The sequence below is a fragment of the Nostoc flagelliforme FACHB-838 genome, assembly GCF_014698065.1.
Lineage (GTDB): Bacteria > Cyanobacteriota > Cyanobacteriia > Cyanobacteriales > Nostocaceae > Nostoc > Nostoc flagelliforme_B.
Window position 1 is genome coordinate 1 of the sequence record NZ_JACJSI010000411.1, and the last position, 5046, is coordinate 5046.

Here is a 5046-nt window from a genome sequence, read left to right on the forward strand (position 1 = left end):
GATGTGCCAATGCACCCAATAAAGTCAACAATGCGTTGTTGACTTTATTTTCATTATTGTCTGTGTTGCGGTCAAAATAATTTCCTGTACGGTAAGCTGACTCTCCAACGGTGTAAGCAGTACCGTTAAAAACTACACGTCCTGGAACATCTTCCATTTCTACCGTGGAAATATAGCTGGGGGCACGAACTACTTTAAATCCTTCGACTAAAAGTTTAAGGCTTCCGTAACCGTTATCGAAACCCGCAGGAAAAATTTTTTGTAAGCTGTGAATGTTTGACATAAAGACAAAGGTAATACACTTTGATTGGTAAAAATTATCTGTTCAGATAATTTGGGGGAGTAGAGGGGCAGGGGGCAAGGGGCAAGGGAGAGAATTAAAACAGTTCTTAGTGTTTACTATTTACTGTTCAAAATGGATAACTCTGACCTTCAGCAGAATAATTAGTTTTTCTTACACCGATAACTATAATTGTTAATGCAAACAATTTTCTCTTGCTCCCCTGCTCAAGAGCCTTTTTTTCTCCAGACTCAAGAGTTTATCATAACCCATTGGGGGCTAAGTGGGGCACAAAATATCAACCAGTCAAATAGACCCTACTTAGCACTTATATATACCCTATACAGGGGTTGAAATGTCCCTAAAGTCCTAAACTATTGTTGGGGTATATATAGCCCATATATATACCCCATGAGTACTTTTTAAAATTTTCCCATATAACGAATTAAAAAAGCAGCCGATGCATATTTTACTTTTCTGCCCAAGGTGAAGGAATTGCTGTTGTTCAAAGTACTTCCCTCGCTTCCAGCCTAATCGCTGTTTGCTCACAGTTGGGGCATTTTACCTTTGTGAAAATCACTGAAGGTCGTCCTTTGTACTCGCCCATTACGGGATCTCCAGTGTACTCGCTGATTACCCCTTGCTTGCAGTGGTAGCACTCGAATATCACACGCCCTACCTCCGAGTTGCAATCCAGGAATTGCATGTGCTGACAGGGTTCTGGCGGTAATTCTTCTTCCTCATCGCTCTTTGTCAATTGACCCTGTTGCTTGGGCTGTTGCGGTAATTTGGATTTTCTCTTGTCAGCAGAGGTACGTTTGGCTTTACTTTTCTCTAAATGTTGCGGTTTTCCAGCAGCGTTTGTCTTTGATTTTACAAGAGGTATTACCTCTGCTTGGGCTGGCTGCTCAACTGACGGCAGATCAACACTGGGAGTAATGTTAGGCTGAGAGATTGGCTGCTGTTTATCTACTGGTTTATAAGCAACAAGGTCAAGCTTTGGACTTGGTTCGTTGGGTTTTGGCTGTTGTTTAGGTGGCTTGGGCGATCGCTCTTTTGATTTCATCAGAATATTTTATGTGGACTTTGGGAAATAAGTTTATTTTAAGCGCCAATTTATTTCACTAAATCGCTCCTCATCGCCAGAATGAAAGTATAGTTAGCTTTTTAGGTAACAAGCAATTTGGAACATTAGTTTTTCATTACTTTGGTTTAAAACTTGTGAAAATCTTTGCGGTCTACTTAAATTGTCATAGAATCAGTTCATTCTGTAACTAATATATGTTTTTTCATCAAAAATCGCATAGTACTAAGAAAATATGATTATCGCAGTTACTAATCAAAAGGGAGGAGTAGCCAAGACAACCTCTACTATTGCACTAAGTGGATTGCTGGCAGAAAGTTCCTCCTGCCTTGTAGTTGACTTTGATCCCCAAGGCAATTTAACCACAGGTCTAGGAATCAAGATTCAGCCAGGGCAGATGACTGCCTATGAAGTACTTACAGATCGTAAACAGAGCGCATCTGAAACTATTATTGACACCGAGTATGGAATCAAGCTGATTCCGGCTGACATATCTCTAGCATCTGGAGAAAAGCAAATTTTGACCTCGGCAGATAATAGCCGAATCCTGAGAAAGAAATTGAATCCTTTACGGCAAGAATTTGCTCATATCCTCATTGATTGTCCACCTAGCTTAGGGATGTTGACTCTAAATGCACTAATGGCAGCAGATGCAGTCTTGATCCCCGTTCAATGTCAGTTCTTTGCTTTGGAAGGCTTACGGCAATTATTGGAAACTATCGAAAGTCTTCGTGATGAAGACACTCACCCCAATTTGCAAATTTTAGGAGTCTTGCCTACAATGGCAGACCGTACACTCACGACCCAAGATGCTCTCAAAACTCTTAAAACTAAACTCCCTGGGGTCAAAATTTTTGAACCAGTGCCTAAGTCTGTTCAGTTTCCAGAGTCTAACTTGGCGCGTCAACCAATTCATCGGTATACCACAGAAAGAAAATTGATTGAACCTTATCAAGAAATCGCCAGAGAAATGGCAGAACAGGAGTAATATGGCGAAGCGGCGCTTGTCAATGGCAGATGAAATGGAATTTCCGAATAAAACCAAACAATTCCTGGACTTAGTAGGAGTTACCAAGAATCCTCAACTTTCGGAAAACGAATCTATTGAACAATCTTTATTAATAACTCAAATTCACCTAGCGGCTCATCAGCCTCGGCGTTATTTTTCAATTCAAGGAATGGAAAGCCTAGTTGCTTCTATCCGTGAACATGGCATCTTGCAGCCACTGCTTGTCCGACCGTTAGAATCCGGTAATTATGAATTGATTGCTGGTGAACGTCGCTACCTTGCTGCTCAAACTCTTGGAATGGAGCAAGTTCCGGTTATTATCCGCCATCTCAATGACCAAGATGCTTTCCAAGTCGCCCTCCTCGAAAATTTGCAACGGGAAGATTTAAATCCGGTTGAGGAAACTGAAGCTATTTTGCAACTGTTATCTATCCGCTTGGAATGCTCTCAAGGAGAAGTTATTTCCCTACTCAATCATATTGCTAACCTCCAAAAGCAAAAAACAGAAACTACGAACAACGTTGTTCGTAACCAATGGGAAATGGTAGAAAAGATATTTTCAGTAATAGGTAGGGTGACTCCAGACAGTTTTCGTAGTCATCGCCTACCTTTACTAAATTTACCTAAAGATATTCTAGAAATTTTGCGCCAAGGACAACTAGAATATACCAAAGCCCGTATCATCGCTCAATTGAAAGACGAAGATCAGCGACATCAACTTCTAGTGAAAACTATTGAAGAAAATCTTTCAGTTAGAGATATCAAAAGTTACATTCAATCAGTTCAACCTCCTAAGTCTTCTCAGCCCAATATCCTGCCTAATCGGATGAAGCAAGCCTATCAGCGAATTAAGCAAGCTAAAGTCTGGGAAGATCCTAATAAAGCAAAAGTTTTAGAGAAGTTGTTAGGGCAAATTGAAGCTTTATTAGAGTAAAATCTACGGTTTTTTACAACATATCTCACTCTTACCAACCTTTGAGGCGTAGCTTGCATAGCTTGCGCTCGTAGTCATCGTATAGCGAAGCAGCATTTTTGACTTTCTCATCTAATATTACTGTAATCTCAAAAAGATATAGTATTTATGTACTATATTCATCTGAATTCCAGTATTATAATAATGTGCGGCATCTGATCATAAGCAATGTCCACTCCTCCTAATCTTTCCCCTCAACAAGTAAGCGCCTTTCCTCAACACGAAACAATCACCGGAGTCGTAGAACGTTTAACTTTTTACTCTGCCGAATCAGGTTACACTGTGGCAAGGCTGACTCGCCCACGTAGCACCGAACTGACAACAATCGTTGGCAGCTTTGCTAACATTCAGCCAGGGCAGACCTTACAACTAACTGGTTTCTGGCGTGACCATCCACAATTTGGCCCCCAGTTCCAAGTAGTCAACTACAAAGAAACCAAACCAGCTACTCTCACTGGAATTGAAAAATATTTGGGTAGTGGGCTGATTAAAGGTGTTGGCCCAGTAACAGCCAAGCGTATCGTCGCTCACTTCGGTTTAGAAACGCTCGACATCATCGAAAATCAGATTGAACGACTGATTGAAGTCCAGGGTATTGCCAAAAAGCGGATCACTCTCATTAAAAACGCCTGGGAAACTCAGAAAGCGATCAAAGAAGTGATGGTGTTTCTCCAAGGGCATGGTGTTTCTACCACCTATGCTGTGAAGATTTAGAAGCAATATAAGGATGAAGCAATTGCCACTGTTACCAAGAACCCTTATCAGTTAGCAGCCGACATTTACGGGATTGGTTTTCTGACTGCTGACAAGATTGCGAGAAATATCGGAATTGCGCCTGACTCAGAATTTCGTTACCGTGCGGGGATTATCCACTGTCTAAGTGAAGGCGCCGAAGATGGTCACTGTTACTTGCCACAAAGCGAACTGATTGAGTCGGTAATCAAACTGCTGACTACCGAATCTCATCAGCCCACAGAAGAAGCGGTTGCGATCATTATTAAAGATATGGCTCTGGCAGACGAGCTGATTAGAGAGCGGGATGAAGAAAAAAGGCTACTTTGCTATAAGCCGACTTACTTTCATACGGAACAGAATTTAGCTCAACTGATACGCCAACGCTTGGAAAATCCTGTTGGTACTGACATTGAGCGTGTGCGTGGCTGGATTGAGCGCTTTACTGCTAGCCGTAGAATTCAGCTTTCAGAACAGCAACGCCAAGCTGTAGAAACAGCAGCCTATTCCAAAATCATGATCCTTACTGGTGGTCCTGGCGTAGGAAAAACTTTCACCACCCACACCATAGTTAGTTTATGGAAAGCGATGGGTAAATCTATTGCTTTGGCAGCACCGACTGGACGCGCTGCTCAACGTTTAGGTGAGATGACTGGACTTGAAGCTAAAACTATTCATCGCTTGTTAGAATTTGACCCTCGCTCAAGGGGTTTCAAGCGTGATAGTGAAAATCCTTTACCCCACACGGCGATTATTGCTGATGAAGCTTCGATGCTTGATTTGTTTCTGGCTTACTCCTTAGTTAAAGCAGTATTGGCTGGCGCTTTACTGTTGTTGGTCAGCAATTCTCATTATGAGAATAATTATCAATATCATTGTCATCTATGCAAAATTTTCAGTTAAAGGTATGGTTTTTATATCCTTTAACTCGTAAGTGCAGGAGCTTTTTTGAATCAGCCAGGAATTTT

Annotated in this window: 4 protein-coding genes and 1 pseudogene; 3 read left to right on the forward strand and 2 right to left on the reverse strand. The window is 41.5% G+C overall.

Annotated elements, in window-relative coordinates:
- Together H6G97_RS45150 and H6G97_RS54165 are read right to left on the reverse strand one after the other, a co-directional pair.
- On the reverse strand, positions 1 to 283 hold a 283-nt coding region (locus H6G97_RS45150), incomplete at its 3' end, for a ParM/StbA family protein (RefSeq protein WP_479684982.1).
- A 502-nt stretch (positions 284 to 785) separates the two neighbouring features.
- A complete protein-coding gene (locus H6G97_RS54165) occupies positions 786 to 1346 on the reverse strand; it encodes a hypothetical protein (RefSeq protein ID WP_242056053.1) in 561 nt (186 codons plus the stop codon).
- Between the two features lie 253 nt (positions 1347 to 1599).
- On the opposite strand from H6G97_RS54165, the gene H6G97_RS45160 reads away from it, so the two are divergent.
- The 3 genes and pseudogenes from H6G97_RS45160 to H6G97_RS45170 all read left to right on the forward strand — a co-directional run.
- Positions 1600 to 2352 (forward strand): ParA family protein, encoded by a 753-nt coding sequence (locus H6G97_RS45160; protein WP_069074509.1) that lies wholly within the window; start codon positions 1600 to 1602, stop codon positions 2350 to 2352.
- A 1-nt stretch (position 2353) separates the two neighbouring features.
- Positions 2354 to 3307, forward strand: coding sequence for a ParB/RepB/Spo0J family partition protein (locus H6G97_RS45165; RefSeq protein ID WP_190946959.1), 954 nt, complete (start codon positions 2354 to 2356; stop codon positions 3305 to 3307).
- 207 nt (positions 3308 to 3514) lie between these two features.
- Positions 3515 to 4924, forward strand: a pseudogene (locus tag H6G97_RS45170) (helix-hairpin-helix domain-containing protein); the annotation flags it as partial.
- Positions 4925 to 5046: the final 122 nt, after the last annotated feature.